This is a genomic window from Vitiosangium sp. GDMCC 1.1324 (assembly GCF_003044305.1).
Classification (GTDB): Bacteria; Myxococcota; Myxococcia; order Myxococcales; family Myxococcaceae; genus Archangium.
In genome coordinates this window covers 21,035-46,228 of record NZ_PZOX01000017.1, presented here as the reverse complement: position 1 = coordinate 46,228, position 25,194 = coordinate 21,035, and the positions used below count along the sequence as shown (strand labels likewise).

Below are 25,194 nucleotides of genomic sequence, written 5' to 3'. Positions count from 1 at the left end.
ACCTCAACGGCCTGGTCACTTCGCCGCGCGGCCCGAGGCCATCCTCCGCGCCCGGTCCGATTCCGCATGCCACTCGAGCGCGACCTCGCGGAGGGCACCCAGGGCGGAGCGCAGCCGTTGCAGGCGCTCCGTCGGGCCATACGTCACTTCGGGCGGAACCGTCTCCTCGGCGTGCCGGAAGACGAACCCCTCCGCTTCGAGCATCCGCAGCCGTTCCGTAAGCACCCGCGAGGAGATGCCGGTGATGCGCCGCTTCAGCTCGCCAAACCGGCACGGGCCCGAGTCGAGCAGGGTCCAGAGGATGAACATCGTCCAGGGACCGCCCAGGAGCGCGAGCAGGAGGTTGACGGGACACTCCTGATCCGGGGGCGTCAGGTTCTTGAACACCGCGGGCATGTGGTTACTTTATCGTGCCTACTTCACAGTCGCAGGCGCTTGCGAGACACCGGCGCCATGCATGCACGCTCGATACATTCGGGAACGGACTCGCTCGTCGCTGTCGTGACGGGGGGCAGTCGCGGGATTGGCAAGGGCGTCGCGGTCGCGCTGGGCTCGAAGGGCGCCACCGTGTACGTCACCGGCCGGACACGCGAGGCCGGCAAGGCCCCTCTCCCGGGCACCATCCACGAGACGGCGGAGGCGGTGACTGCCGCCGGTGGCCGGGGCATCGCGGTCGCCTGCGACCATGCCGACGATGCGCAGGTGAAGGCCCTGTTCGAACAGGTGGCGCGGGACAGCGGCCGGCTGGACATCCTGGTCAACAACGCCACGGCCCTGCCCGAGGCGCTGTTCACCTCCGCGCCCTTCTGGGAGAAGCCGCTCGGTGTCCTGGACATCCTGGACGTCGGCCTGCGGTCCCACTACGTGGCCAGCTACTTCGCGGCGCCACTCATGGTCCGCCACCGCAGGGGGCTCATCGTCCACATCTCGGCCTACGGCTCCATCAACTATCTCTACGGCCCCGCCTACGGAGCGGGAAAGGCGGGACTCGACAAGATGGCGGCGGACATGGCCGTCGAGCTGAGGCCGCATGATGTCGCCGCGGTGTCGCTCTGGCCCGGGCTCATCGCGACGGAGCGCTATTCGGTGCTCAAGCAGCACCAGCCGGAGCTCTTCCCTCCGGAGCTCCGTCCCGAGTCGCCCCTCTTCACCGGGTTGCTCATCGACGCGCTCTTCCAGGACCCGGAGCGGATGTCCCTGTCGGGCCGGACGCTGATTGGCGCGGAGCTCGCGCGGCGCTATTCGCTCCGCGACGTCAATGGGGAGATGCCTCCCTCATACCGGGAGCTTCTCGGTGCCCCATGGACGAAGCCCTCCCGGGCCACGGACTGAGCGGCTTCGTCACGGCATCTGCTGGAGCGCGTCGAGCGCCGCCTTCGCCTGCACCAGGCCGTGGCCGTATCGGGAGTCACCGTCCCCCGTGCCCAGTTTCTTCGCGGTGCTCTCCAACAGGGTGCGCACCTCGGAGGCCGTGAGCGAGGGACGCGCGCTCCACACGAGCGCCGCCGCGCCCGTCACGTGAGGGGTGGCCATCGAGGTGCCCGGGAACCAGGCGTAGTCCACTCCCCGCAGGTTCACGTGCACCCGCTTGCCCACGTTCTTGAGCACCGCCGCCCGCGACTCCCGGCCCACCGCCAGCGAGGGCACCCACTTGCGTCCCGGTCCATCCAGGCTCATGTACCAGGACTCGTTCTCCGAGCTGTCGATGCCGAAGACGATGGCCTTCGCGCCCTGCTTCATCACGTTCTGCTCGACGAGCGTGAGCGATGCGCCCTGGGACAACCGCACGTAGGCCACGAAGCCATCGCAGGTGCCGCCCTTGCACGCGCCGATTCCGCCCTGGCCGCAGTCGATCAGCTCGCCCGTGTATTCACCCACGGGGGAGAAGAGGATCGACCGGGCGGTGTACTGCTGCCCCTCCACGTCGAGCCGCGGATCCGTGGCTCCCTGCACGCTGATGGAGGAGAGCACGTCCACTCCGGGCGCCACCAGGCTCAGTCCGGTGCCCCCATTGGAGAAGTCGGCCACCTGCTCCTGCATGTCCACGGCCCCCACCGCCAGCACGTACTCATAATAGGCCGCCGGGTAGCTCAGGCGCGCCGCGCTGTCGTTGCCCGAGGCCGCGACGATGAGCATCCCCGCGTCGCTCGCGGCCTTGAAGGCATCGTGCGCCGTGCGTCCCATGTCCAGCGAGGACCCGAGTGACAGCGAGGCGATGTGTGCCCCCTGCGCCCTGCACCACTCGAGCCCCGAGAGCACGGTGCTGATGCTGGCGCTCTCGTGCACGTTGAGCACCCGGGCGATCAACAGCTCCACGCCGGGGGCCACGCCCACCATTCCGCCCCGGCTCATGGTCGGCCAGGTGGTGCCTCCCGAGGCGAGCTGTGCCGCGATGATGCCCGCCACGTGGGTGCCATGCCCGATGCCCCTCACGCCATTCGTCTCGTCGCTCGGATCGTCGTCGTCATCCACGAAGTCGTGGCCGGCCGCGTAGGGAATGAGCAGCTCGGGGTGCCGCCGGTCGATGCCGCTGTCGATGATGCACACCTTGATGCCCGCGCCGATGGGGGCTCCCGGATCGATCACTCCGTCCTCGTTGGCGTCCCACACCTTCGGGGCCTGCACGAGCCGCAGCGCGTCGGTGTACTCATCCACGGAGCCGGCCATCACGGGCAGGCCGAGCGCATGCACCTCCAGGTCCGGTTCGATGCTCTCCACGTCCGGGTGCGCAGCGAGCCGGGCACGTTCCTCGGGCGTCACCCGCGCGGCCACGGCAGGGACGAAGCGGTACTGGGCCGTCACCTGTCCGCCCATGCGCTGCACCATGGAGGCCGCGCTCACCCGGGTGCCGGAGCGGTAGCGCACGAGCACGGCTTCCCGGCCATCCGAGACCTGGACCTTGGGAGGGAGGGCTCCTGCTTCGACTCCCTCGCAGGCATCGTTCTCCTGCCCCGTGACCTCCTTCCCGTTCGAACATGCCACCAGGGCCAATAGCCCGAGATGTGCCCACCGCCGCATCGTCGCCCTCCTTGTCCGCCTGGGGAGGGAGGTGGGGAGGGGCCAGGGCCGGGACCAGGGGAGAGGGAAATTTCCATGGGGACGGACGTGGCCGGGTACACAGAGGCGCTGGATTTGTGTGGAGCACTTCCCAGCGGGAGCGTCCCTTTGAGGACGGAGCGCGGTGCATGCCTGCTTCCCTGGTTGCTGGACGGGCAGGGGGACACTTCGTGCTACACAGCCGGCGTGCCCGAGTTCTCCCTTCCGCCGGAGCTTCCGAGCGAGCCCGAAGTGCTGGTCGAGTCTCCCCGCTGGTCCCTGGTGAAGCGGCGCGCGGATGGGGGCGTGGACTTCATCTCCCCGCTGCCGTGTCCCTACAACTACGGCTGCATCCCCGGGCTGGGCTCGGGGGATGGGGATCCGCTGGACGTGGTGGTGCTCGGCCCGCGCCTGCGCCGGGGCGATCGCCTGCGGGTGCCGGTGGTGGGGGTGATTGGCTTCCTGGATGCGGGCTGCGCGGATCCCAAGGTCATCTGCAGCACCCGGCCCCTGAGCCCGATGGACCGGGCAGGCCTCGAGGCCTTCTTCCGCGTCTACGCCTTCTTCAAGCGGGGGCTGCACTTCGTGCGGGGCAAGAGAGGCGGAGACACCCGCTTCGTGGGCTGGCTCGCCGGCGTCACGGGGCGCCCAGCATGAAGCGCCGCAGGAGCGCGGGAGGCACCGGGCCGAACGAGAAGAGCTCGTCGTGGAAGCGGGCCTCGTCGAAGCGGTCGCCGCGCTCGCGCCGGCAGTCCTCTTCCAGCCGCTCGAACTCGAGCGCGCCGAGCAGGTAGGTGATGGCCTGCATGGGGATGCGCTTGTAGCGGAGGATCTCCCGCCGCGCGTTGGGCTCCGGCATGCAGGCGGAGTGCACGAGGTAGTGCACGGCCGTCTCATCATCCATGCGCCGGGTGTGAAGGCCGATGTCCACCACCACGCGGACGGCGCGCAGGGCCCGGGCCACCAGGGCCGTGAGGGCCTCGGGGTCGGAGTAGAATCCCGCGCGCCGCATGCGCTCCTCGGCGTAGGTGGCGTAGCCCTCGATGTTGAGCATGGGGCCGAAGTGGCCGCGCGCCATGGCCACGTGGTCCGTCACCAGCAGGAAGCGCACGGGAGCGGGGTGGCGGGAGAAGGCCCGTTGCCAGGCGATGCTCTGCAGGAAATGGCCGGGGATGCCCTCGTGCACGGCGAGCAGCGCGGCCCAGACGGTGGGGTGCGCGGCCGCCATGGGGGCCAGTACGAACCAGCCGGGCTTGCGCGGGTCCAGCAGCGGGGCGGGCCAGTTGGTGCCCCGCACGTCCACCATGCCCGGGGGAAGGGCCTTGAGGCCCAGGCGGTAGCCCTCGGGGACGTTGAACAGCTCCCGTTCGTGGACGAAGGCCTCGGCGCGCTCGATGAGCCCGCGGTAGAGGGGGATGATGTCCTCGTCCTGGGCGGGGTGCTCCGACTCGAGCCGCGAGAGCAGGGCGCGGGCCTCCGCCAGGTTGGCGAGCGGGGTGCCGAGTCTGCTCCCGAGCAGGACGATGTCGCCCTGGGCGCGGGCCAGCACGTGCTCGGCCTGGCGCACCAGCGCGTCGGGGGAGTCGGTGATGCCGAACAGGTGCCGCAGCCGCCACCGGTATTCGTCCTCGCCGAGCACCACGCCGGGGTGGGCGCGGGGCTGCACGCGCTCGCGCAGGAACCGGTGGTGGGCAGCGAAGGCCTCGCGGGCGTCCCGTGCGGCGTGCTGGAGCGCCCGGGTCCCGGCGCTGGAGAGTTCCACCTGATGGGCCTCGGGCAGGGCGGGGAGGTGTTCGAAGTAGCGGACGATGGCGGGGAGCTGGTCCTCGGCGAAGTCCTGGACGACGTGCCGGTCCGGCACCTCGCCCGTGGCGAGTCCCTCGGCGAGGAGCTGCTCCTGCTGCTGGAGGAAGGTGGGAATGCGCGCGGCGCGGCTGGCGATGGCGGACCAGTCCTCGGCCGTCTCTGCCTGGCCTATCTGGTACTGCAGCATGGTGTGCGGATAGGTCGATAGCTCCACGTTGCGCCGGTGGCCGCGCAGCTCCTCGTGGGAATGGACGTGGAAGCGGGTGATGCCGAGCATGGCCAGCCGGTCGAGCTGGGCCTCGGGGGGAAGCTCCTCGGGCGGGAGTTGCTCGAGCTGCGCGAGGGTGTCGCGGTGCAGGGCGTACTCGTCGCCCAGCGCGGACGGAGAGAGATCCTTGAGCCGGTCGTCCAGGTCATGGAGCCCGAGGGTGGTGGCCTCCTCGGGCTGGCTCTGGAGGTAGCGCTCGAAGAACGAGGCGCGCAGCCGGACGAAGGTGTCGAGGGCGGGCGAGAGGGCCTTGCTCATGACCCTTCAAGGTTAGTCATGGGCCCCGGGCGCGGCGGGGGCCTTCGAGAACAGAAATTCCATCGGGCGTATGTAAAGAATCTGCAAATTATGAAATGCCGGGCGGAGGCCCCGTTTCGCTGGAATGTCACGAATGTGTAAAGGGTTGCGGGAGCGGGGGAAAACTCTTTCATCGCGACGGTGGTTGTCTCGACAGGCTGTGCGGAAAGAGATATCCCAAAGCCCCATTTAACGACGAGGCAACGGATGCCCGGCCCTCGTGACATGATCATGAACAATCAGCAACTGGGCCGGTACGAGCTGCTCGGCGAGCTGGGTCACGGCGGAATGGCCAAGGTGTATCGGGCTCGTGTCGCGGGCCCGAAGGGATTCCAGAAGACCCTGGTGGTCAAGTGCATCCTTCCGCACCTGGCGGACGAGCCGCAGTTCGTCGAGATGTTCCTCTCGGAGGCCACGCTCGCCGCCCAGCTCAACCATCCGAACATCGTGCAGATCTTCGATTTCGGTGAGGCGGAAGGCACGTACTTCCTGGCCATGGAGTACATCGACGGCCCGAACCTGCGTGCGGTGATGAGGCGGACGCACGCGATGGGCAGGCCGCTGCCGTTGCCCCTGTGCGCGCGGCTGGTCTCCGCGGTGTGCGAGGGGCTGGCCTACGCCCATGAGTTCGTCGAGCCCTCCACCGGTGAGTGTCTGCAGCTCATCCACCGGGACGTCAGCCCCGACAACATCCTCCTGGCGCGTACGGGCGCGGTGAAGGTCGTGGACTTCGGCATCGCCAAGGCCACCAACCAGGTGCACCAGACGCGGGTCGGCACGCTCAAGGGGAAGGTCCCCTATATGGCGCCGGAGCAGCTCCGCAACGAGCCGCCGGACCTGCGGATCGACATCTACGCGCTGGGGGTGGTGCTCTACGAGCTGGTGGCGGGGCGCAAGCCCTTCGAGGCCAGCAGCGAGGTCGCGTTGATCAACGCGATCCTCCATGAGCCCATCACTCCGCTGTCCGCGCGCCGGCCCGAGGTCCCCGAGCCCCTGCAACGCATCGTGGAGCGGGCGCTGGCGAAGGATCGCGAGGTCCGGTACTCGAGCTGCCGGGAGTTGCAGGCGGACCTGGAGTCATACCTGCTGGGGTGCGGCCAGACGGTCGGCCCCATCCATCTGGCGGAGCTCGTCGCGCAGCTCTCTCCCACCTCCGGAGTTCAGCCGTCACCCGGTGGGTCGGCTCCCGGCAGCGGTGCGCGGCGGCTGTCCGTGAGCCCGACTTCCCGGCCCGTGCCGACGGTGCCCCCGCCTCCGCCTCCCTCCGAGGCGACGCAGGCCGAGCTGCTGCCGATCTCCCAGGTGATGGATGCGCCCTCCCAGGGTCCGGCGCGGACTGCCTCGGGGCGCCGATGGGTCGTGCCCGCGGTGGTGGCCGCGGCCCTGCTGGTGGCCGGGGGCGTGGGCGTGGTGGCCCTGTCCGGGCGGGGAGCGGCTCCTCCTCCTCCGTCCACGGCCCCCTCCTCGATGGCTCCGGTGGTGGCCGCCGTTCCGGCGCCTGCCGCCGCTCCGCCCGCGCCCGTGCCCGTGCCGCCACCAGTGGCCGCCGCACGGCCCGAGCAGCCGGCCCCTCAGCCCGAGGAGCGTGAGGTGGTGCCGGAGGAGATCGAGTTCTCGCTCCGGGTGGTTCCGAGTGGGGCGCGCGTGGAGCTGGATGGCAGGCCACTGACGGGCAATCCGTTCGCGGGCAGGTTCACCAAGGATGACCAGCAGCATGAGCTGCGCATCAGCGCCGCGGGCTTCGAGCCGCTGGTGAAGGAGCTGCGCTTCGAGAAGGACATGATGCTGGAGCTCAGCCTCCAGCGGCGAGGCGCGGACCTCCGCCGGACGCGCCCCTCGAAAAGCCGTGCCGCCGCTGCCACTGCCGCCGCACCGGCCCAGGCTCCCGCGGCAGCGGCCTCCGCCGATGGATTCACCGAGCTGCCCGCGAAGCCCGCGGCCAGCGGTACCAAGGGGAAGCGCAGCCTCGACGCGGACAGCCCTTGGGACGAGAAGAAGCGCAACCTCGATGCGGACGATCCGTGGAACTCGAGCAGGCGCAAGCTGGATTCGGCAAACCCATGGAAGGAATGACGATGTTTTTGTCCAGGTCGGTCATGCTCGCGCTCGTGGTGGGGCTGTGGGCCGGGAGCGCTGGTGCCGCGGGGCGAAAGACCCCCACCAAGGCGACCCTCGAGGAAGCCCAGAGCCGCTATCAGCGAGGGCGTGAGCTGTACGATGAGAATGACTTCCAGGCCGCGCTGGTGGAGTTCCAGCGTGCCTACGAGCTCGCGCCGAGCTACAGGCTCCTCTTCAACATCGCCCAGGTGCAGTACCAGCTGCAGGACTACGCGAACGCGCTCGGCAGCTTCCAGCAGTATCTCCAGGAGGGCGAGGCGGAGCTGTCGGGTCCGCGCCGCGAGGAGGTGCAGCGGGAGATCGACCGGCTCGAGGTACGGGTGGCCCGTGTGCGCATCACCGTCAACAAGCCGGGGGCGGAGATCTCGGTGGACGACGTGCCGGTGGGGACCGCACCCCTGCGCGAGCCGCTCCTGGTGAACGCGGGGCGGCGCAAGGTGTCGGTCTCGTTGACGGGACACGTGCCGGTGAGCCGGGTGGTGAACGTGGCGGGACGGGACTCCATCGAGGTCTCGCTGGAGCTGGTGTCCACCTCCGCGCCCGTCGCGGCCGCGCCTTCTCCCGCCGCTTCCTCCCTGCCGCCCATGCCGCCGCCTCCCCAGACGCGTGGCTCGGGCGCTACGGCCGAGGTGGCCGGCTCGGATGCTCCGCGGGGCGCCTCCTGGGTGCCGTGGGCCGCGACCGGTGGGCTGGCGGTGGCCTCGGGGGTCTCCGCGCTGCTCACCTTGAACGCGTCGAACGCGCTGCGGGAGAAGCGGGACACCTTTGGTGTGAGCCGGGGTGACCTGGACGCGGCCAGCAGCAGGACGCGCACGATGGCGCTCACCACCGATGTGCTCACCGGCGCCACGGTGGTCGCCGCCGGTATTTCCGCCTACCTGACGTTCTTGCGGCCGTCGCCCGCTCCCACCGCTCCCGAGCGGGTCCGCGTGGGTGTGGGTCCCGGCGGCGTCGACGTCTCTGGCTCCTTCTAGCGCCGGAGTGGCCCCACGGGTGTTTCTCCGGGGCTCTCCACGCTCCTTCCTCTTCGCGAGACATGTGTATGCATCTTCAAGGCCCTGACAGATCCTCCCGCCGCACGGACACCTCCGGCTCCCTCGTGGGATGGGGGAGGGGGCTGCTGGCGGCGCTGCTGCTGGCGAGCTCGGGGTGCTCCTTCATCGTCGACAGTGACGCCCAGCAGTGCGCGACGGACGAGGACTGCGTCCGGTTCGGTTCCTATCCCGTGTGCAAGGAGGGGCTGTGCGTGCCTTCCGGGCTGGGGCCGCCGGGATGCTTCAAGGGCGAGGTCAGCACCGAGGAGCAGTACCGGAACCAGTGCACGACGGCCCAGTGCATCCCCTTCGACAATTGCGCGAGGCTGGGGCTGTGCAATGGCGCCGCCCTGCCGCCGCTCGTTCCCAAGCCGTGATGCCGCTGGCTCCGGCCAAGGCCGGACGTGGCGCCTTCCTCACCTTCCCGACATCGGAGATTGCAGCATGAGATACGACTTTCGCCGCCTGGCTCGGGCGGCCTGTGGGAGCGTGCTCGCCCTGGCCCTCGTGGGTGGTGTGGCGCACGCGCAGACCAACACCCCTACCGTCCAGTGCGCCCGCCCCAACGTCATCTACGTGGCGGGTTCCTCCGCCATCCGTCCCTTCCTCGGCGTGGTGGCGCAGTTGCTCGCCAAGGAGGCGACTCCCTATTCCATCGTCTACCAGTCGCAGGGCTCGTGCACGGGCGTGAAGGCCATCTTCAGCACGGATGCGTCCCAGCGGGTCATCAAGGACATTCCCGCCAGCGGCTCCAAGGTGGCCAACTACGCCATCCTCTTCAACGCGGACGGTTCCGCGCAGGAGTGCTTCCTGGCGCAGGAAGGCAACGTGGTGGACGTGGGAGTGTCGGACGTGTTCGCCTCCACGTGTGATTACACGATACCCGCCAACGTGCAGATCTCCGACTACGAGGGCCCCATCCAGCCGATGACCTTCGTCGTCCCGGCGGCCTCCTCGCAGCGCAGCATCAGCGCCGAGGCGGCGTACATGGTGTTCGGGACGGGAGGCAATCAGGGGGCGGCGGCTCCGTGGACGGACCAGAACCTGTACTTCGTCCGCAACTCGAGCTCCGGCACGCAGCAGATGCTGGCGCGGGCCATCGGGGTGCCCGCGGACAAGTGGTGGGGCGTGGATCGCGGCGGCAGCGACGGCGTACGCCGCAACATGAAGGTGCTGCTGGATACGGAGACGGCGGAGAAGGCCCTGGGCATCATCTCCACGGACATCGCGGACGAGGAGCGCAGCAACCTGCGCATCCTGGCCTTCCAGGCCACCGGGCAGTCGTGCGGCTTCCTTCCGGACTCCACTCCATTCGCCAAGGACAAGGTGAACGTGCGTGATGGGCACTACCCCATCTGGGGGCCGGTCCACTTCTATACGCGCACCGAGGCCGGCCTGCCCAGCGCCGCCGCCGCCGCGCTGGTGAGCCGCTTCGCCGCCGCCCGGCTCGACAAGGAGCTGCTGGATGTCGTCATCCAGAAGCACCTGGTGCCCAAGTGCGCGATGCGCGTCAAGCGGACCTCGGAGATGGGGTCGCTGAGCCCCTATTCCACCGACTCCCGGTGCGGCTGCTACTTCGACCTGGTGGCCAACGGCGCCTCGTCGTGCAAGCCGTGCGCGGGCCCGGCGGACTGTCCGTCCTCCACGCCCGCCTGCAACTACGGCTACTGCGAGGCGCTCTGAGGCGCATCACCCAGGGCCGGTCACCGCGGAGGTGGAGCCGCGCGACTCCACCTTCGCCGAGCGCCCGCTGAGCCCGGGCGCGAAATGACTCCCTGCCTGCCCGGCATCCGAGCCCCCCAGGGCACTTCAGAGGGGGTAAGGTGCGTGGGTCATGCTCGCGCTGCTCCGGCTCGTCTCCCTGAGGCACATCCTGGGCGCACCGCTGCGCACCGCACTCACGGTGCTCGGCGTGGCCGTGGGGGTGGCCACCATGGTGGGGGTGCTGTCCATCAACGGCTCGGTGCTGGACGCGTTCCGCTCGACGGTGGACGCCATCGCCGGGAAGGCGGACCTCACGGTGGCGGGCGCGCAGACGGGCTTCGACGAGTCCGTGCTCGAGCGGGTACGGGCGGTGCCCGGGGTGGCGCATGCCTCGGGGGCGATGACGGTGATTGCGCCGGTGAAGGGTGCTCCGGGCGAGCGCCTCTATGTGATGGGCGTGGACCTGCTGGATGACGGCCACTTCCGCACCTACGAGGGCGTGGACCGGGACCTCGGGACGCTCTCGGACGACCTGGAGTTCCTCAACTCGACGGACCGGATGCTGGTGTCGGAGCGCTTCGCTCGCGAGCACGGGCTGAAGGTGGGGGACGGCTTCCAGCTCATCACCGCGAGCGGGCCGCAGGACTTCGTGGTGCACGCGCTGATCCGCGAGGCGGGGCCGGTGAAGGCCTTCGGCGGCTCGGTGGGGGTGATGGACGTGGCGTCGGCGCAGGCGGCCTTCGGGCGCGAGCGCATGCTGGACCGCATCGACGTGGCGGTGGACCCGGCGGCGGGCGTGGACGCGGTGCAGGCGAGGCTGCGAGCGGCCCTGGGCGGTGCCTTCGAGGTGGAGCGCCCATCGCGCCGGGGCGGCTCGGTGGCCACCATGGTGCGCAGCTTCCAGATGGGCCTGAACGTGGGCTCGGGAGTGGCGCTGCTGGTGGGGGTGTTCCTCGTCTACAACACCATCGCCATCAGCGTGGTGCAGCGGCGGAGGGAGATTGGAACGCTGCGAGCGCTGGGGGCCACGCGCCTGCGCCTCCGGGCGCTCTTCACGCTGGAGGCGATGGTGCTGGGCGGGGCGGGTACGGTGCTGGGGCTGCCGCTGGGAGTGCTCGTCGGCCGGGTCGCCATCGGCTGGGTGTCCCGTGCCATCTCCAGCCTCTACATCCAGGTGAACGCGCGGGACGTGACGGTGGGGCCGCTGGAGCTGGGGCTGGGCGTGGCGCTCGGGGTGCTGGGCAGTGGCTTCGCGGCCCTGCGTCCGGCGCTGCATGCGTCGAGCGTGCCCCCGGTGGAGGCGCTGCGCCGGGACGCGGCCCAGGGGGCGGAGGTGCGGGGCTCGCGCCTGGCCACCGTGCTCGGGGTGGGGTGCCTGCTGCTCGTCTACCCGGTCTCGTGGCTGCCCTCGCCCCTGGAGAACCTGCCGGTGGGGGGCTACCTCTCCATCTTCCTCGTGTTGATGGGGACCACGCTGCTGGCCCCGCTGGTGCTGCGCGTGCTGTGGCGCGTCTACCAGCGCCCGGGCGAGGCGGTGCTGGGCGTGAGCGGCCGGCTGGCGGCGGACAACTTCGCTCGAGCCCCGGGGCGCACGGCGGTGCCGGTGTCCGCGCTCGCCATTGGCGTGGCCATGTCGGTGTGCCTGGCCGGCTTCGTGGGCTCCTTCCAGGCCGCCACGCACCGGTGGCTGGACCAGTCGGTGCCGGCGGACCTCTTCCTCACCTCGGCGGCCCGGATCGCCGGCAGCCGCAACCAGCCCATGGCGCCGGAGCTGGCCGAGGAGCTCGCGGCGCTGCCCGGGGTGGCGCAGGTGGACCGGGTGCGAGTGCTGCCCCATGACGTGCTCGGCCTGCGCGCCTACGTGGTTTCGCTCATTCCCGAAATCTACGAACGCCATGGCCGACCCGAGCTCCTTGAGGGCCACCTGCCCACGCGCGAGGAGCGCCTGGCCGGGCGGGTCATCATCTCGGAGAACCTCTCACGCCGGAGGAATCTGCACGTGGGGAGCACCTTCGAGATGTCCACGCCCACCGGCGCGCGTACATATACGGTGGCCGCCGTGGCGGTGGATTACACCTCGGACCAGGGAGTCGTCTTCCTGGCGCGCGAGGTGTACCAGCAGCACTTCGAGGACGACCGGGTGGACACCTTCGAGCTGTACCTGACGGACCGCTCGCGCCTGGACGAGCTGCGCCGCACCATCACCGAGCGCTGGGGCGAGCGCCACCAGCTCTACGTGATGAGCAACGCCGACCTTCGCCAGGAGGCCACGGCGCTGATCGACGATGCCTTCGCCATCTCCTACGCCATGGAGGTGGTGGCGGTGCTGCTGGCGCTGCTGGGGGTGGTGAACACTCTCCTGGCGGCGGTGCTGGACCGGACGCGGGAGATTGGGCTGCTGCGAGCGGTGGGCGCGGCCCGGTCCCACATCGTCCGACTCTTCATGGGAGAGGCGGCCTTCATTGGGCTGTCAGGAGGGCTCATCGGGGCGCTGGCGGGCTTCTGGATGGGCATCCTCATCACCGACGTGGTAGGCGGTCAGGCCACGGGGTGGAGTTTCCCCTATATTTTTCCCGCCCGGTTGGCGGTGGTCATGGGAATTGCATCCACCCTGTGCGCCATCCTGGCTGGGCTGTATCCTGCGCGCCGTGCCGCCGCCTTGAACGTGGTGGAGGCGCTCGCCTACGAGTGAGTCCCATGGCTGCCAACCTGCAGAATCCCTTCCACATCCTCCTGGTCGAGGACGAGCCCGTCATCCGGGAGCTCGTGCGTTCCATGTTGAGCGACGGGGCCGTGGAGGTGGTGTGTGCCGCCAATGGCATCGAGGGCCTGAAGCTGGCCAAGAGCCGCCCCTTCCAGCTCGTGCTGATGGACGTGGTGCTGCCGCAGCTGGACGGCATCTCGGTGTGCCGGATGCTCAAGAGCGATCCGATGACGTCGAAGGTGCCCGTCTACATGCTCACGGCCAAGTCGAAGAAGTCGGACATGGAGAGCGCCACGCTGGCGGGGGCGGATGGCTACATCCAGAAGCCCTTCAAGGGCGCGGAGCTGATGGCCCTGGTGGAGCGGCTGCGCAAGGCGGCCTGAGGGAGCGGAGAGAGGCCGCTGGGTGTCGAGCCCGGCTCAGGGCAGGCGCGGATGGAGGTAGCGCGCCAGCAGCAGGAAGTGATCCCAATCCAGGTCCACGAACTCGAGCGCCACGCCGTGCGCTTCGCGGCGGACGATGGCGCACGTCGTGGTGATGTCCCCGATACCGGGCAGCGGGAGCGTGAGGGTGAGCTGCCGGGTGGTGTCGGCGGGGTGGCCGTGCAGGAACAGGCCGGCCATGGACAGGTCGCGCGCCTTGACGAGCACGGTGCGCTCGCCGATGTGCACCTTGACCATCCAATTGGCCTCCACGCGGGGGTGGTAGCGCCCTTGGGGACGGGTGGAGCCGGTGGACGGCGTCATGGAGACCTCCTTGGGGTGCGACAGGGAGCTACGAGTCTGGAGCAGCTTCCGGGGCTCGCAACTTTTCGTCCGCCTTCCGCCTGACCGTCCACGCGCGTGGATGCGCGCTCCACGGTGTGGAGACTCCCCCGGGTGGGGGTGCGTCCAGATGCCCGGGATGACTCCGCCCGCCGGTTGGCACGCCGGCTGAAGAGGCCCCGGCGCATCCCAAGCGGAGGAGGCTTCACATGGAGAACGGCAATCGGATTGGCACGCTGTCCATCACCCCGACGGTGCCGCGGCAGACGCCGCAGAACGACTTCGGCGCGGTGTTCGCGCGCTCGGCGCAGGAGGTGGTGCGGACGGGGGCGGGGGTGGTGGCGGCGCTGGTGCCGGGCTCGCCGGTCGTGAGCGCGGCGGTGGCGAGCGTCAGCTCGGTGGTGTCGACGGCGGGCGCATCGTCGGGGCGGGGTGCATCGGCAACGGCACTGTCCGGCGGGACGAGCGGCGCGGGGAGCTCGCTGGGGGTCACGGGGCAGGGAGACCAGTGGGACCTGCTCGCGGCCCAGAAGGAGATGCAGGCCGAGGGGGCGAAGATGAACCTGGCCTACATGAGCCTGCAGAACGACATGCAGAAGGAGAGCCGGGCGCACAACGCCATCTCCAACATCATGAAGGTCCGTCACGACTCGGCGAAGGCGGCCATCAACAACATCCGATAGGGGCGCGCCATGGCCATCGACAAGGTGGGGGCGATAGGCGGGGCGGCAGCGACGCCCGCGCTGGAGCCCTCGGGGAAGGCGGGTTTCGGCAAGGTACTGGAGGGGGTGAAGGGGCCAGCGAAGCATCTGGGGCCTCGGGTGGCGACGGAGGGGGCTCCGCAGCCGGTCTCCGCGGAACGGACGGATGCGGCCCGAGGCACGTGCAAGGCGGAGGGGGTGGGGAAGGCCACGGCGGGGACGGCGGAGGTTCAGGCCAGGGGACGGGTGGACTCGGTGCAGGCCGCGCGGTCTCAGCACGCGGTGCAGATGTTGGACCGCGTGAGCGAGGCGCAGAAGCGGATGGATCACATCCTGGCGCTGGCCGAGTCCGGCAGGTCGTTCTCCCCGAACGAGCTGCTCGCGCTTCAGGCCCAGGTGTACCGGTCGAGTCAGGAGCTCGATCTCGCCGGCAAGGTCGTTGAGAAGGCGACCGGCGGCGTCAAGCAGGTGCTGCAGACCCAGGTGTGAGGGAGTTCCCATGTTCTTCAGACGCTGTCTCTTCGTGCTGCTCCTGTGCGCCACTGGGTGCCAGGAGCGCATCCAACATGGCCTGGACGAGCGCCAGGCCAACGAGCTGCAGACGGTGCTCGTCGAGCGGGGGCTCGATGCGCGCAAGGTGCCCGAAACGGGCAAGAAGCCCACGTGGGCCATCGAGGTGACGGAGGAACAGGCCTCGGACGCGGTGCGGATCCTCGCCGAGCTGGGATTGCCGAGGCCCGCGGAGGAGGCGGGCTGTGCTGTCTTCGGAGGAGGCGGGCTGGTGAGGACGCCGGTGGAGGAGCAGCTCTGCCGGGTGAGGGTGATGGAGCAGGGATTGGAGAAGACGCTGCAGACGGTGGAGGGGGTCATCCTCGCGCGAGTTCACCTGGTGGTGCCGCCGCCTCCGAGACCCGGGCAGCAGCCGGCGCCGGCGAAGGCCTCGGCGATGCTGCGCGTGGCGCCCGGCTACGCGGACACCATCAAGGGCTCCCGGGAGTTGCTGCGCTCGCTCATCGCCGGAGGCGTGGAGGGGCTCTCCTCCGAGGCGGTGTCGCTCATGGTGGACGAGGTGTCCACGCGAGTGGTGGCACCGACGCCGGGGGCTTCTCCGCTGACACGGTTGCGAGTGCTGTTGGCGGTGTTGTCGCTGGCCGTCACGGGGCTGTCCGTGGGGTTGATCCTGATGACGCTGCGCCTGCGGCACTATCGCGCCAGGGCGGAAGCGAAGCCCGCTGTTCCTCCGGCACCCGCCCGACCCGTGGTGACGCCTGGGGCCGCGCGCAAGGTGGCGTGAGCTTCCATGGGAGCATGAGACATGGAAGCGACGCGCATCGAGCGTCCTGGTGCGAAGACACCGGGACCGGAGAAGACGGTGGTGGGCCGGGTTCCCAGGAAGCCAGCGCTCAACCCCACGACGAAGCCGCCGTGCCCGGAGCCGGTGAAGTCCCCACCTCCACGTTCGCTGCCCCTGGAGCGGCTCGCGCTGGTGGCGTTGGTCTTCGCGCGAGAGCGGGCGGAGGCGCTGCTCGACGGCTTGAGGGGACCTGAGGCGCGGCAGGCGAAGAATCACTTGGCCGGGTTCGCCGCGCTCTCGTCGGCGAGGCGACAGGCGAGGGTGGCGGTGGAGTTCGGGGTACGGCCGGATGCGGCGGCGCGGTTGCGTGCGGTGATGGAGGAGTCTCCAGAGGTGTTGAGGCGGGAGATCTTCCGGAGGCTGCCGCCCTATCACCGGAGCCTCTTTCCGGAGCGTCAGGTGGAGCCGCCCGACGCAGCGGCCACCCCGTCGGTGTGCGCGTTGGCCGAGCGGCTCATCCGCGAAGCCACGCGCTGAAACACCTCGTTTCGTTCAGCCCTGGCCGGCTGTGCTGTCGGCCAGGGAGCGCTGGATGACGGGGATGTGACGACAGCGTGCTCCATGCTGTCGGTGGTCTGGTCAGGAGTGGTGCCCCTGGGTGACGGCCGCGTACTCGCGCGCTTCCTCGGTGCGGGGTCCGCTCCCGGTCGCGCAGTCGGGGCAGTCGCTGGCCCACGTCACTGCCGACCCGTATGGAGGGGACGGGCGGATTCGAACGACCGTCTTTTTCCAGGTGCTCGTACCCAAGGAGCTCGGACACCGCGATGAAGCTGACATCGCGCGTGGGTGCGCCGGCCACGTACCGGGACACCCCATCCCGTTCGCGGATGCTCCCGTCTCTCAACCCGGCGATTTCGCGAGTACGGCCGTTGGCACCGGTCATGAAGAGGAACGGTTCATCCGCGGCACGGAGCGAACCATGCAGAGTCCTCTCGGAGATACCACCCAGTCCACGACGTTGAAGCCGATGCGGCTGCGCCGGCTTGGCACGCGCCGGTTGTCGCGAGCCCACGTGACGCTGAACGAACGGCCCCAGGCGGTGCGGCTTGCGCGGCAGGCACTCTCGGTGGTGTGCGATGCGCTCGGCCGGGAGCTGGGATGTTCCGTCCGTGCGGAGGCTCGGTTGCTGGAGGCGGTGGTGATGCCAGCGGCGGGGTTGGCGCATACGGCGGCCTTCGCGCTGGTGGACCTGTCGGCCATGGGGGGGACAGCGGTGCTGGAGCTGGAGCCGTCGGTGCTCTTCGCCGCGCTGGAACGCCTGGCGGGGGCGGGGACGAAGCCCGGTCCCATCACGGACCTGACTCGCCTGGAGGAAGCCTCCTTTGCCTTCTTGGGTCTGTCGGCGCTGTACGCGCTGCGTGACCAGGAGGAGCTGCGGCGGCGGTTCGGCCCGCGCCTGACCGGGGTGACGATGAATCGCACGGAGGCGCTGGCGCGCCTCGATGCCCGGCAGCGCCACCTGAGCGTGGAGTTGACCGTGACGGTGGGGCAGACGACGGCGGGCGGGCGGCTGCTGCTTCCCTCGGTGGTGCTCGAGGCGGCGCTGAAGGGCCTGCCGGCGGAGCGTGAAGTGGAGATTGCTCCCGAAGTGCTGGCGGCGCGGCTGAAGGCGCGTTGCTTCATGGGGTGCACGTCGTTGTCTCGGGAGGCGTTGGGAGGGCTGGGGCAGGGGGACGTCATCCTCTTCGATGGGTTGCGCTGGGGTGGACGGGAACTGTTCGGTGCCGGGCGACTGGTCCTGCGTGGCTTCGAGCTGACGGGTGACTTCACCCCCGAGGGTTTTTCGCTGAACCGCGCGCACAAGCGCGGACTTCTCCAGGAGTCGGACATGGTGACCGTGGTCGAGCGGAGCGAGGGAACTCCCCCGCTGCCAGTGGACGTGGAAATCGAGCTGACGCGGCTGATGCTGCCGCTCTCCGAGTTGGCGGGGCTCAAGCCGGGAGCGTTGCTGCCGTTGCGCATCAACGCGAGCGAACCGGTTCTGCTGCGCGTGGGCGATCGGGTGGTGGCGAGGGCGGAGCTCGTGGACATCGAGGGCGAGGTGGGAGCCCGCATCCTCACCCTGCTGCCGTGAGCCCTCCCATGAAGACCCTGTTCGATTCCGCGTCTCCGCGGACCAAGATGTTCCTGGCAATCGGCCTTGTCCTCGGGCTGGCCGCGCTGGCCCCGTTGGGAGGGGCCTCGGCGACCTCGGTGGCGCGAGGGTTGTTGGGGGCCTCGGCCCTGGGGGGCCTTGGCTGGTGGCTCGTGCGCCGTGGCCGGGCCGAGTCCCGTTTCTCGCTCGCCGAGCGCATGCACGTGGTGTCCAGGACGGGCCTGTCCCAGCGCTGCGGCCTGGCGCTGGTGGAGGTGGATGGGAGCCGTTACCTCGTGGCCTTTGGAGACTCCTTCGCGGAGATCCACCGGGCACATACGCCCGTGCGAGCGAAGTCCCGGTCGCGGCGGCGCGTGGTGTTGCACACACAGGACAAGGAGACCCTGTCATGAGCCGTGCGCTGCTCGTGCTGGGCCTCCTCGTTCCCGGACTGGCCCTGGCGGCGGAGACGTCGCTCTCGCAGATGTCCTTCGCGGGGAGCCCGCTGTCGATGATGGGGCTGCTGGCGGTGATGTCGCTGCTGCCCTTCGCGGTGCTGATGCTGACCAGCTTCTCGAAGATCGCCGTGGTGCTGTCACTGGCACGCTCGGCGATGGGCACGCAGCAGGCGCCGCCCACCATCGTCCTCACCGGGCTCGCGGCGGTGCTGACGGGACACATCATGGCTCCGACGATGGAGCGCATGTACGACGTGGGGCAGGCCGTCTACCAGGACGTCGGCTCCGGTGCGCAGATCATCAGCGCCGTGGGCAAGGTGACCGAGCCGTTGCGAGCCTTCCTGGTGAAGCATGGCAGCGCGGAGGAGCGGGCCCGCTTCGTGGACCTCGCACGAGAGCTCCGGCCGCCGGAGGAGGCCGGCCAGGTCCACGAGGACGACCTCTTCGTGGTCATCCCGGCCTTCGTCATCACTGAGCTGAAGGAAGCCTTCCAGATCGGCTTCCTCGTCTTCCTTCCGTTCCTGGTGCTGGACATGGTGGTCGCCAACGTCCTGCTCGCGCTCGGGATGCAGTCGTTGTCCCCGAGCCAGGTGAGCCTGCCCTTCAAGATCCTCCTCTTCGTCGCTGTGGATGGCTGGTCGCTGCTCGCACGCGGTCTGATCCTCGGCTACCGGTGATGCCATGACCCAGGACGTCCTGCTCGCACTTGGCCGCGAGGCGCTGCTCCTGATGGTCCTCGCGTCGCTGCCACCCATCGGGGCGAGCCTGGTGGTGGGTTTCCTGATGAGCCTCTTCCAGGCCACCACGCAGCTTCAGGAGAGCACGCTCACGGTGGTGCCCAAGCTGTGCGCGGCGGTGTTGGCGCTGGTGGTGGCCGGCCCGTGGATCGCCGGTCAGCTCACCCTCTTCGCGCATCAGGTCCTGATGGTCATCGCGGAGGTGGGTGGATGAACCTCGAGCTCCTTCGCGCCCAGATCGACCTTCTGAGCCCGAGCGTGGTGGCGGTGGCATTGTGCTTCGCACGCCTGCTGCCAGTGGCCTTCCTGTGCCCCTTGTTGGGGGGACAGGCGGCACCGACGACGGTGAAGCTCGCGCTGGTGCTGAGCCTCGCACTCTTCCTGCACCATGTGGCGGGCGTGTCCCTCCCGGCTCCGGTGGAAACGCCGATACAGCTGGCCGCGCTGGTGATGAAGGAGCTCTCCTACGGTACGTCCGTGGGGCTCGTGGCGGCGCTGCCCTTCGACGCGGCGCGGATGGGCGGGCGTTTCATCGACCTCTTCCGAGGCACCTCGGCGGAGGCGAGCCTGCCCGTAACGGGGACGCGCGAGTCGGCCACGGGGGATGCGCTCTATCAGTTGCTCGTCGGACTGGTGGTGACGGGAGGGCTCATGCCCGTCGTTCTCTCGGGGCTGGTGCGAGGCTTCGGATGGGTGCGGCTTGGCGCGTATGTGCCCGCGGAAGCGGCGGTGATGCACGTGGTGGGGCTCGCTGGGGGGGCGATGGCCACGGGGCTCGCGGTGGGGGCACCCGTCGCCGCGGCGGTCATGGCGGTGGACTGTCTGTTGGGAATGGTGTCTCGCGCCGCGCCCCAGGTGAACCTCCAGGAGATGGGTGCACCGCTGCGCATCCTCGCGGGAGGCGCCTTGCTGTGGCTCGCGGTGGGCATCCTCTGTGAGCGGCTGCTCGCGAGCTTCCTCTCGGTGGAGGGCGCGCTGTTTCGGCTCGGTGAGGTGGCGCGGTGAGCGAGAAGACGGAACAACCTTCGGCGAAGCGCCTGCGCGACGCCCGTCGCAAGGGACAGATTCCGCGCAGCCGCCTGCTATCCTCCAGCGCGGTGACACTCGGGGGGCTGCTGGGCCTCGGTACATCGGCGCCCGAGGGCTTCGCGAGGCTGAAGGACTGGACGGCCCGGTTGATGTTGCACCAGGAGCCCACGGGTGCGTTGCAGGAGGCGGGTTGGGTGATGGCTCTCTTGGTGGGGCCCGCGCTCGGTGGCGCACTGCTGGCGTCCCTTGCTGTGTCCGTGGCCACGGTGGGCTTCGAACTGAACGCGGACCACGTGACGCCCAAACTCGAGCGTATCAACCCGGCGGCGGGCTTGAAGAAGCTCTTCAGCGTGAGGCCGCTCATCGAGTTGGGAAAGGCGCTGCTCGTGGCCGCGGTGGTGGTGTGGCTCGTCTGGAGCGCGGCCGTGGAGTCCGGGCCGGATGTGCTCCGCACGGCCTGGTTGGAGGGAACGCTGGGGCTGGAGCACATCCTGGGCCGGCTCGGGCCGCTCGCTGTCCGGCTCGCGTGCGTTCTCGTGGTGTTGGGCGTGGGGGACTACGCGCTCGCGCGCCGGAGGCACGTGAAGGACCTGATGATGTCGCGCGAGGACATGAAGCGCGAGCACAAGGAGAGCGAGGGCGACCCCCACCACAAGAGCCAGCGCAAGGCGTTGCATCGCCAGTTGGCTGCGGGAGGCTCGGCACGTGGAGTGCAGAAAGCGAGTGTCGTGGTCGTCAACCCCACGCACATTGCGGTCGCGCTCCGCTACGCCACGGAGGAGTGTGAGGCGCCCTACCTCGTCGCCAAGGGGCGCGAGGTGGACGCGCTCGCGCTGAGGCGCGAGGCCGAACGGCTCGGAGTTCCCGTGGTTCGGGACGTGCCGCTGGCTCGCAGCCTCATCCACTACGACGTAGGGGAGGAGATCCCCGAAGAGCTGTATCAGGCCGCCGCGGCGGTCCTCCGGGTGGCGCAGGAGTCGCAGGACGTGGACGGCCGTCCACGGAGGCAGACATCGTGAACAGACTGATGAAGATTCTCTTGAGGGCTCGCGAGTCCTCGGACGTGGTGCTGGCCGCGGCAATGGCCGCGGTGCTGGGGGCGCTCATCATCCCGTTGCCGCCCTGGCTGTTGGACTTGGGATTGGCCATCAACCTGGCGGCGGCGGTGGCTTTGCTGGTGGCGGCGCTCTACGCCCGGGATGCGCTGAAGGTGACGTCCTTTCCGACGTTGCTCCTGTTCACCACGCTCTTCCGGCTCGCGCTCAACGTGTCGTCCACGCGGTTGGCACTCGCGGAGGGACACGCGGGAGAGGTCATCCAGGCCTTCGGTGAGTTCGTGGTACGGGGCGACTATGTCGTGGGTGCGGTCGTCTTCGCGATCCTTACGCTGGTGCAGTTCCTCGTGGTGGCCAAGGGCGCGGAGCGCGTGGCCGAGGTCTCCGCGCGCTTCACCCTGGATGCGATGCCGGGCAAGCAGATGTCCATCGACGCGGACCTGCGCGCGGGAGCCATCGATCAGAAGCAGGCGCGCCGCCGGCGGCGCGACCTCGAGCGCGAGTCCCAGATGTTTGGTGCCATGGATGGCGCGATGAAGTTCGTGAAGGGAGATGTCATCGCCGGCCTGGTCATCGTCGCGGTGAACCTCCTGGGCGGCATCTGCATCGGCATCCTGCAGAATGGGATGACGCTGGCCGAGGCAGCCTCCACCTACGCCCTCATCGCCATCGGTGACGGGTTGGTGTCGCAGATTCCCTCGCTGTGCATCGCGGTGGCGGCGGGCCTCGTCGTCACGCGCGTGGCCTCGGAGAAGGAGGAGGATTCGCTCGGTTCGGAGATCGGCTCGCAACTCTTCGGCGAGGCCAAGGCGCTCTGGGTCGTGGCCGCGCTCTGCGTGGCGCTCGCGGCGATGCCCGGGATGCCGCATCTGACGTTTCTCGGGCTGGGAGCGGCTTTGGGAGGACTCGCACATTCCCTCAAGCGCCTGAAGGCCGCCGCGAAGGAGGAGCAAGCCGCCGAGGCCCAGGCCGAGGGCAAGCCCGATGCCGGAGCGACGGCGCAGGGGGCACCAGGTGCACCACCGGAGAGCGTGGCGGCACCGGTGGGAGTGGCTCCCCTGACAGTGGATCTCGCTCCGGATCTCACCCCGCTGGCACAGGAGCAGGGCGGTGCGTTCGTGCACCAGGTGCTCAATCGGATACGGGACGAGGTCTTCTACGAGCTCGGTGTGCGCGTGCCGGGTATCCGCGTGCGCACCGAGGCCGCGTACCTGCCAGCGGGGACCTACCGCATCCTGATTGACGAGGTTCCCGCGGGGATGGGCCAGGTCGTGCCCGGGGCGCTCTACGCGCTGGCGCAGCCGGAGGAGCTGGCCTTCCTGGAGCTGAAGGCGGAGTCCGTGGTGGACCCCGCCACCGGCAAGCCGATCAGCCGAGTGTCGGCGGAGGGGCGCGCCCGCCTGGAGATGGCGCAGGTTCCGCTTCGAAGTTCCGGGGAACTCATCGCCGAGCACCTGCGGAGCGTCATACGTGCTCGTTCTGCGGGGTTCCTGGGCATCCAGGAGGTGCAGGGGCTGCTGGACGGGCTCGAGGCCCAGGCCCCCACGTTGGTGAAGGAAGCGCTCCAGAAGGTCCCACTGCCGCTCCTCACCGAGGTGCTGCGCAAGCTCGTGGAGGAGCAGGTGAGCATCCGGAACATGCGGGCCATCCTCGAGGCGCTGGTGGCTCCCACCACCGAGGGAGATGCCACGGCCCTGGCCGAGCGCTGCCGTCAGGCCTTGTTCCGCTACCTCAGCCACAAGTTCGCCCCGTCCGGGCCGCTCTTCGCCTATCTGGTGGATCCGGACATCGAGGAGACGCTGCGCTCCGCGGGGCCTCGTGGGCCAGCGCCCGCTCCCGAGCGGGTGGCGGAGATCCTGGAAGGGGTGAAGCGCATCGCCACGGGAGGGCAGGCGGTGCTGCTCACGGCGCCCGACGTCCGGCGCACCCTGCGCAAGCTGTGCGAGGGCGCCTTTCCGGACGTCGCGGTGCTCACCTACGGCGAGCTGGACATGAACCTGCAGATTCGCCCGCTGGGACGGCTGTCACCCGTGGCCCTGGGGTCCTGAGCGGAGGCTAGTAGTTGGTGCCGTTGCCGCTCTTGGGGTCGAAGGAGATGTCGGACTGTGGAGTCTGGGGCGCTGGCCGGTTGACCCGGTCGCGCAGCTCCTTGCCCGTGCGGAAGAGCAGGCCCCGCTTGGGCTTCACGGGGATGATCTGCCCCGTCTTCGGGTTGCGCCCCTGGTAGCCCTGGTAGCTCTTCACGTGGAAGGCACCCAGCCCGCGGATCTCGATGTTCTCTCCGCGACAGAGCGCGTCCTTCATGGACTCGAAGATCGTCTCGACCGTGGCCTCGGCCTGTTTCTGCGTCATCCCCTTCTTGCCGACGAGGACGTTGATCAGATCGGACTTGAGCATCGCACGCTCCCGCAAACCGCGTAACCCCTCGGAAACAGGGCGCTTGGCCCGTGGTCGAATCCCGGAAAGATAACAGAACGAATCCCGCGTGCAAGCCACGAGGCCCGACAACCTCCTGGAAACGTTACGGATTTCCGCTTCCTGTCGCCGCCTCGACAGGGGGCGGGGGAGAGGCAGGCGGGGCCTCGGTGGGCTCTGGTTGCACCTGTGCGAGCCCCGGGCGCACGAGGATGGCGAGGTCCAGCCACCGCGTCTGACGCAGCACCTCGAGGCCCGCCCTGTCCGACTCCCGGAAGAAGGCGTCCAGGATTTCGAAACCGGGAGCGCGTGGGCTCCTGTGCGTGCCGGGCTCGACGGGGTTGTAGACGCCGTGGACGGCGAGCGTCAGGTCGGCCAGGGTCAGCTCGGCGGGGGGGCGGGCCGGTAGGACGCCTCCCCGGCGGTGGCGTTCGAGCAACCCCGCCCGCTCCAGGTCTTCCACCACCTCGTCGACGAGCGACTCGGTGACCCGGAGGCGCAGCGCCAGGTCCCGAGGCAGGGGCGGCGTCCCTCCGTCGAACCAGACCAGCGTGGTCTCCTGGGCCACCCGGGCAGCCACCAACTCCCGTGCCCGCGGATGGGCGCCAAAGGCCCAGAGCGAGTCCCGGAAGGTGGCGTGCTCCACCGCGTAGGAGAGGCGGGCTCCCACGAGGATGAGGAGCCAGTCCACGTAGAGCCACGCGAGGAACATGGGCAGGGCGCCCAGCGAGGCGTAGAGCGGGTTGTTGCGGAAGCTGTATGCGGCGGCTCCCGTGTACACGTGCCGCGCCACGCTCCAGGCCACACCCGCCACCAGCCCTCCCGCCAGTGCCGACCGGAGGCGCAGGTGGGTGTTGGGCGTGACGTAGTAGAGCAGGGTGAGCCCGGCCACCGCCGTGAGGGGCGATAGAGCGCCGAACAGCAGCTCGAAGAGGCCCAGGAAGTGCGGCGAGTGGGTTCCCTCCAGGAAGGAGTGCACCACGCTCGTCCCTGCGAACGAGAGGGCCAGCATCAGTGGCCCCAGCAGCAGCAGTCCCGCGTAGATGAGTGCGCGGACGAGCCAGGGGCGATGGTTCTTCACGCCCCAGATTTCGTTCAGCGAGACGTCGATGTTCTGTAGCAGGGAGCCCGCCGAGAAGAGCAGCCCGAGGAAGCCCGCGCTCCCGATGGCTGTCGCGTGGCCCGGCTTCAGGAAGCGCTCCAGGAAGGCCGCGGATTCCTCACGTACGCCGGGGGCCAGCACCGCGAAGATGATCTCCCGCAGGCGCTGCTGGAACGCTTGTTGGTGGTAGGCACCCAACAGGGCCAGCACCACCGTCAGCAGTGGAACCAGTGAGAAGACGCTGATGTAGGTGAGCGCCGCGGCCCTCAGGCGGATGTTCTCGCCCTGGAAGCCACGCGCCAGGCTGCGCAGCGCCAGCACCGTGTCCGCCGCGAAGCGGCCCGCCCGGGTCCGCTCCAGCGGAGCCCAGGTTCGCCTGGCCCATTCGAGCGCGCGGGCGCGCAGCCGCTGGAGGAAGAGGGGAGTGAAGGAGCTCATCCGGGGGCGCCAAGGCTAGCCAATGCCAGGGAGGCTCGGCCAGGGGGTGAGGGTGCTCGCGACCCGAAGGGTCTCCCGGAGTGGGTCTAGCACCCTCGCC

The 25,194-nt window shown here is 69.6% G+C and carries 25 protein-coding genes; 19 read left to right on the top strand and 6 right to left on the bottom strand.

Annotated features, from left to right (window positions below):
- Positions 1-15: 15 nt before the first annotated feature.
- Positions 16-396: a helix-turn-helix domain-containing protein gene (locus DAT35_RS38420; RefSeq protein ID WP_108074252.1), complete on the bottom strand. Its 381-nt coding sequence runs from the start codon at positions 394-396 to the stop codon at positions 16-18.
- A gap of 57 nt (positions 397-453) precedes the next feature.
- On the opposite strand from DAT35_RS38420, the gene DAT35_RS38415 reads away from it, so the two are divergent.
- The gene (locus tag DAT35_RS38415; RefSeq protein ID WP_108074251.1) at positions 454-1,332 is read left to right on the top strand and encodes an SDR family NAD(P)-dependent oxidoreductase; all 879 of its coding nucleotides are present in this window, start codon (positions 454-456) and stop codon (positions 1,330-1,332) included.
- 9 nt (positions 1,333-1,341) lie between these two features.
- On the opposite strand, the gene DAT35_RS62190 is transcribed toward DAT35_RS38415, so the two are convergent.
- On the bottom strand, positions 1,342-3,018 hold the full coding sequence (locus DAT35_RS62190) for a S8 family serine peptidase (protein ID WP_108074250.1): 1,677 nt from the start codon (positions 3,016-3,018) through the stop codon (positions 1,342-1,344).
- A gap of 225 nt (positions 3,019-3,243) precedes the next feature.
- Here DAT35_RS62190 and DAT35_RS38405 point away from each other — a divergent pair, with 225 nt between their 5' ends.
- The gene (locus tag DAT35_RS38405; RefSeq protein WP_233261987.1) at positions 3,244-3,693 is read left to right on the top strand and encodes an inorganic diphosphatase; all 450 of its coding nucleotides are present in this window, start codon (positions 3,244-3,246) and stop codon (positions 3,691-3,693) included.
- On the opposite strand, the gene DAT35_RS38400 is transcribed toward DAT35_RS38405, so the two are convergent.
- Entirely contained in the window at positions 3,674-5,368 is a 1,695-nt protein-coding gene (locus DAT35_RS38400; protein WP_108074248.1) for a DUF885 domain-containing protein, read from the bottom strand. The two genes, DAT35_RS38405 and DAT35_RS38400, sit on opposite strands and share 20 nt — an antisense overlap.
- 246 nt (positions 5,369-5,614) lie before the next feature.
- On the opposite strand from DAT35_RS38400, the gene DAT35_RS60175 reads away from it, so the two are divergent.
- From DAT35_RS60175 to DAT35_RS38370, 6 genes are all read left to right on the top strand, one after another.
- On the top strand, positions 5,615-7,480 hold the full coding sequence (locus tag DAT35_RS60175) for a serine/threonine-protein kinase (protein ID WP_233261970.1): 1,866 nt from the start codon (positions 5,615-5,617) through the stop codon (positions 7,478-7,480).
- Positions 7,477-8,499: a PEGA domain-containing protein gene (locus tag DAT35_RS38390; RefSeq protein ID WP_158502085.1), complete on the top strand. Its 1,023-nt coding sequence runs from the start codon at positions 7,477-7,479 to the stop codon at positions 8,497-8,499. Before DAT35_RS60175 ends, DAT35_RS38390 begins: the two co-directional genes overlap by 4 nt.
- 125 nt (positions 8,500-8,624) lie before the next feature.
- A complete protein-coding gene (locus DAT35_RS38385; RefSeq protein WP_146210071.1) occupies positions 8,625-8,936 on the top strand; it encodes a hypothetical protein in 312 nt (103 codons plus the stop codon).
- Positions 8,937-9,003: 67 nt separating this feature from the next.
- Positions 9,004-10,242, top strand: coding sequence for a substrate-binding domain-containing protein (locus tag DAT35_RS38380; protein WP_158502084.1), 1,239 nt, complete (start codon positions 9,004-9,006; stop codon positions 10,240-10,242).
- 151 nt (positions 10,243-10,393) lie between these two features.
- Positions 10,394-12,955 carry an ABC transporter permease gene (locus DAT35_RS38375; RefSeq protein WP_108074244.1) on the top strand — a complete coding sequence of 854 codons (2,562 nt, stop codon included), beginning with the start codon at positions 10,394-10,396 and terminating at the stop codon, positions 12,953-12,955.
- A gap of 5 nt (positions 12,956-12,960) precedes the next feature.
- Positions 12,961-13,350 (top strand): response regulator, encoded by a 390-nt coding sequence (locus DAT35_RS38370; RefSeq protein WP_108074243.1) that lies wholly within the window; start codon positions 12,961-12,963, stop codon positions 13,348-13,350.
- Positions 13,351-13,386: 36 nt separating this feature from the next.
- Here DAT35_RS38370 and DAT35_RS38365 read toward each other — a convergent pair whose 3' ends face one another.
- Entirely contained in the window at positions 13,387-13,713 is a 327-nt protein-coding gene (locus tag DAT35_RS38365; protein WP_108074242.1) for a PilZ domain-containing protein, read from the bottom strand.
- Positions 13,714-13,940: 227 nt separating this feature from the next.
- Here DAT35_RS38365 and DAT35_RS38360 point away from each other — a divergent pair, with 227 nt between their 5' ends.
- From DAT35_RS38360 to sctV, 11 genes are all read left to right on the top strand, one after another.
- On the top strand, positions 13,941-14,414 hold the full coding sequence (locus DAT35_RS38360) for a hypothetical protein (protein WP_108074241.1): 474 nt from the start codon (positions 13,941-13,943) through the stop codon (positions 14,412-14,414).
- Positions 14,415-14,423: 9 nt separating this feature from the next.
- Entirely contained in the window at positions 14,424-14,921 is a 498-nt protein-coding gene (locus tag DAT35_RS38355; protein WP_108074240.1) for an ATP-dependent helicase HrpB, read from the top strand.
- Positions 14,922-14,931: 10 nt separating this feature from the next.
- On the top strand, positions 14,932-15,726 hold the full coding sequence (locus tag DAT35_RS38350) for a flagellar M-ring protein FliF (RefSeq protein WP_108074239.1): 795 nt from the start codon (positions 14,932-14,934) through the stop codon (positions 15,724-15,726).
- A gap of 21 nt (positions 15,727-15,747) precedes the next feature.
- The gene (locus DAT35_RS38345; RefSeq protein WP_233261969.1) at positions 15,748-16,263 is read left to right on the top strand and encodes a hypothetical protein; all 516 of its coding nucleotides are present in this window, start codon (positions 15,748-15,750) and stop codon (positions 16,261-16,263) included.
- 442 nt (positions 16,264-16,705) lie between these two features.
- Complete coding sequence (locus DAT35_RS61940) at positions 16,706-17,860, top strand: FliM/FliN family flagellar motor switch protein (protein WP_255415240.1); 1,155 nt, start codon at positions 16,706-16,708, stop codon at positions 17,858-17,860.
- Positions 17,861-17,868: 8 nt separating this feature from the next.
- Positions 17,869-18,273, top strand: a complete 405-nt coding sequence (locus DAT35_RS38335) for a flagellar biosynthetic protein FliO (RefSeq protein WP_108074238.1) — start codon at positions 17,869-17,871, stop codon at positions 18,271-18,273.
- Positions 18,270-18,995 (top strand): type III secretion system export apparatus subunit SctR, encoded by a 726-nt coding sequence (gene sctR / locus DAT35_RS38330; RefSeq protein WP_108074237.1) that lies wholly within the window; start codon positions 18,270-18,272, stop codon positions 18,993-18,995. The genes DAT35_RS38335 and sctR overlap by 4 nt, the downstream gene beginning before the upstream one ends.
- A 4-nt stretch (positions 18,996-18,999) precedes the next feature.
- Complete coding sequence (locus DAT35_RS38325; protein WP_108074236.1) at positions 19,000-19,269, top strand: flagellar biosynthetic protein FliQ; 270 nt, start codon at positions 19,000-19,002, stop codon at positions 19,267-19,269.
- On the top strand, positions 19,266-20,060 hold the full coding sequence (locus DAT35_RS38320) for an EscT/YscT/HrcT family type III secretion system export apparatus protein (protein WP_108074235.1): 795 nt from the start codon (positions 19,266-19,268) through the stop codon (positions 20,058-20,060). Before DAT35_RS38325 ends, DAT35_RS38320 begins: the two co-directional genes overlap by 4 nt.
- Complete coding sequence (locus tag DAT35_RS38315; protein ID WP_108074234.1) at positions 20,057-21,103, top strand: flagellar biosynthesis protein FlhB; 1,047 nt, start codon at positions 20,057-20,059, stop codon at positions 21,101-21,103. Before DAT35_RS38320 ends, DAT35_RS38315 begins: the two co-directional genes overlap by 4 nt.
- Positions 21,100-23,187: a type III secretion system export apparatus subunit SctV gene (gene sctV / locus DAT35_RS38310; protein ID WP_108074233.1), complete on the top strand. Its 2,088-nt coding sequence runs from the start codon at positions 21,100-21,102 to the stop codon at positions 23,185-23,187. The genes DAT35_RS38315 and sctV overlap by 4 nt, the downstream gene beginning before the upstream one ends.
- A 7-nt stretch (positions 23,188-23,194) precedes the next feature.
- Here the strand turns inward: sctV and DAT35_RS38305 are convergent, their stop codons facing one another.
- On the bottom strand, positions 23,195-23,536 hold the full coding sequence (locus tag DAT35_RS38305; RefSeq protein ID WP_108074232.1) for an HU family DNA-binding protein: 342 nt from the start codon (positions 23,534-23,536) through the stop codon (positions 23,195-23,197).
- Positions 23,537-23,660: 124 nt separating this feature from the next.
- A complete protein-coding gene (locus DAT35_RS38300; RefSeq protein ID WP_108074231.1) occupies positions 23,661-25,094 on the bottom strand; it encodes a YhjD/YihY/BrkB family envelope integrity protein in 1,434 nt (477 codons plus the stop codon).
- Positions 25,095-25,194 lie beyond the last annotated feature (100 nt).

Excerpts from the sequence above, each read along its gene's own strand:
- DAT35_RS38420 (WP_108074252.1), bottom strand. The coding sequence starts at position 396 with ATGCCCGCGGTGTTCAAGAACCTGACGCCCCCGGATCAGGAGTGTCCC.
- DAT35_RS38415 (WP_108074251.1), top strand. The coding sequence starts at position 454 with ATGCATGCACGCTCGATACATTCGGGAACGGACTCGCTCGTCGCTGTC.
- DAT35_RS62190 (WP_108074250.1), bottom strand. The coding sequence starts at position 3,018 with ATGCGGCGGTGGGCACATCTCGGGCTATTGGCCCTGGTGGCATGTTCG.
- DAT35_RS38400 (WP_108074248.1), bottom strand. The coding sequence starts at position 5,368 with ATGAGCAAGGCCCTCTCGCCCGCCCTCGACACCTTCGTCCGGCTGCGC.
- DAT35_RS60175 (WP_233261970.1), top strand. The coding sequence starts at position 5,615 with ATGCCCGGCCCTCGTGACATGATCATGAACAATCAGCAACTGGGCCGG.
- DAT35_RS38390 (WP_158502085.1), top strand. The coding sequence starts at position 7,477 with ATGACGATGTTTTTGTCCAGGTCGGTCATGCTCGCGCTCGTGGTGGGG.
- DAT35_RS38380 (WP_158502084.1), top strand. The coding sequence starts at position 9,004 with ATGAGATACGACTTTCGCCGCCTGGCTCGGGCGGCCTGTGGGAGCGTG.
- DAT35_RS38375 (WP_108074244.1), top strand. The coding sequence starts at position 10,394 with ATGCTCGCGCTGCTCCGGCTCGTCTCCCTGAGGCACATCCTGGGCGCA.
- DAT35_RS38370 (WP_108074243.1), top strand. The coding sequence starts at position 12,961 with ATGGCTGCCAACCTGCAGAATCCCTTCCACATCCTCCTGGTCGAGGAC.
- DAT35_RS38365 (WP_108074242.1), bottom strand. The coding sequence starts at position 13,713 with ATGACGCCGTCCACCGGCTCCACCCGTCCCCAAGGGCGCTACCACCCC.
- DAT35_RS38360 (WP_108074241.1), top strand. The coding sequence starts at position 13,941 with ATGGAGAACGGCAATCGGATTGGCACGCTGTCCATCACCCCGACGGTG.
- DAT35_RS38355 (WP_108074240.1), top strand. The coding sequence starts at position 14,424 with ATGGCCATCGACAAGGTGGGGGCGATAGGCGGGGCGGCAGCGACGCCC.
- DAT35_RS38350 (WP_108074239.1), top strand. The coding sequence starts at position 14,932 with ATGTTCTTCAGACGCTGTCTCTTCGTGCTGCTCCTGTGCGCCACTGGG.
- DAT35_RS38345 (WP_233261969.1), top strand. The coding sequence starts at position 15,748 with ATGGAAGCGACGCGCATCGAGCGTCCTGGTGCGAAGACACCGGGACCG.
- DAT35_RS61940 (WP_255415240.1), top strand. The coding sequence starts at position 16,706 with ATGCAGAGTCCTCTCGGAGATACCACCCAGTCCACGACGTTGAAGCCG.
- DAT35_RS38335 (WP_108074238.1), top strand. The coding sequence starts at position 17,869 with ATGAAGACCCTGTTCGATTCCGCGTCTCCGCGGACCAAGATGTTCCTG.
- sctR (WP_108074237.1), top strand. The coding sequence starts at position 18,270 with ATGAGCCGTGCGCTGCTCGTGCTGGGCCTCCTCGTTCCCGGACTGGCC.
- DAT35_RS38325 (WP_108074236.1), top strand. The coding sequence starts at position 19,000 with ATGACCCAGGACGTCCTGCTCGCACTTGGCCGCGAGGCGCTGCTCCTG.
- DAT35_RS38320 (WP_108074235.1), top strand. The coding sequence starts at position 19,266 with ATGAACCTCGAGCTCCTTCGCGCCCAGATCGACCTTCTGAGCCCGAGC.
- DAT35_RS38305 (WP_108074232.1), bottom strand. The coding sequence starts at position 23,536 with ATGCTCAAGTCCGATCTGATCAACGTCCTCGTCGGCAAGAAGGGGATG.
- DAT35_RS38300 (WP_108074231.1), bottom strand. The coding sequence starts at position 25,094 with ATGAGCTCCTTCACTCCCCTCTTCCTCCAGCGGCTGCGCGCCCGCGCG.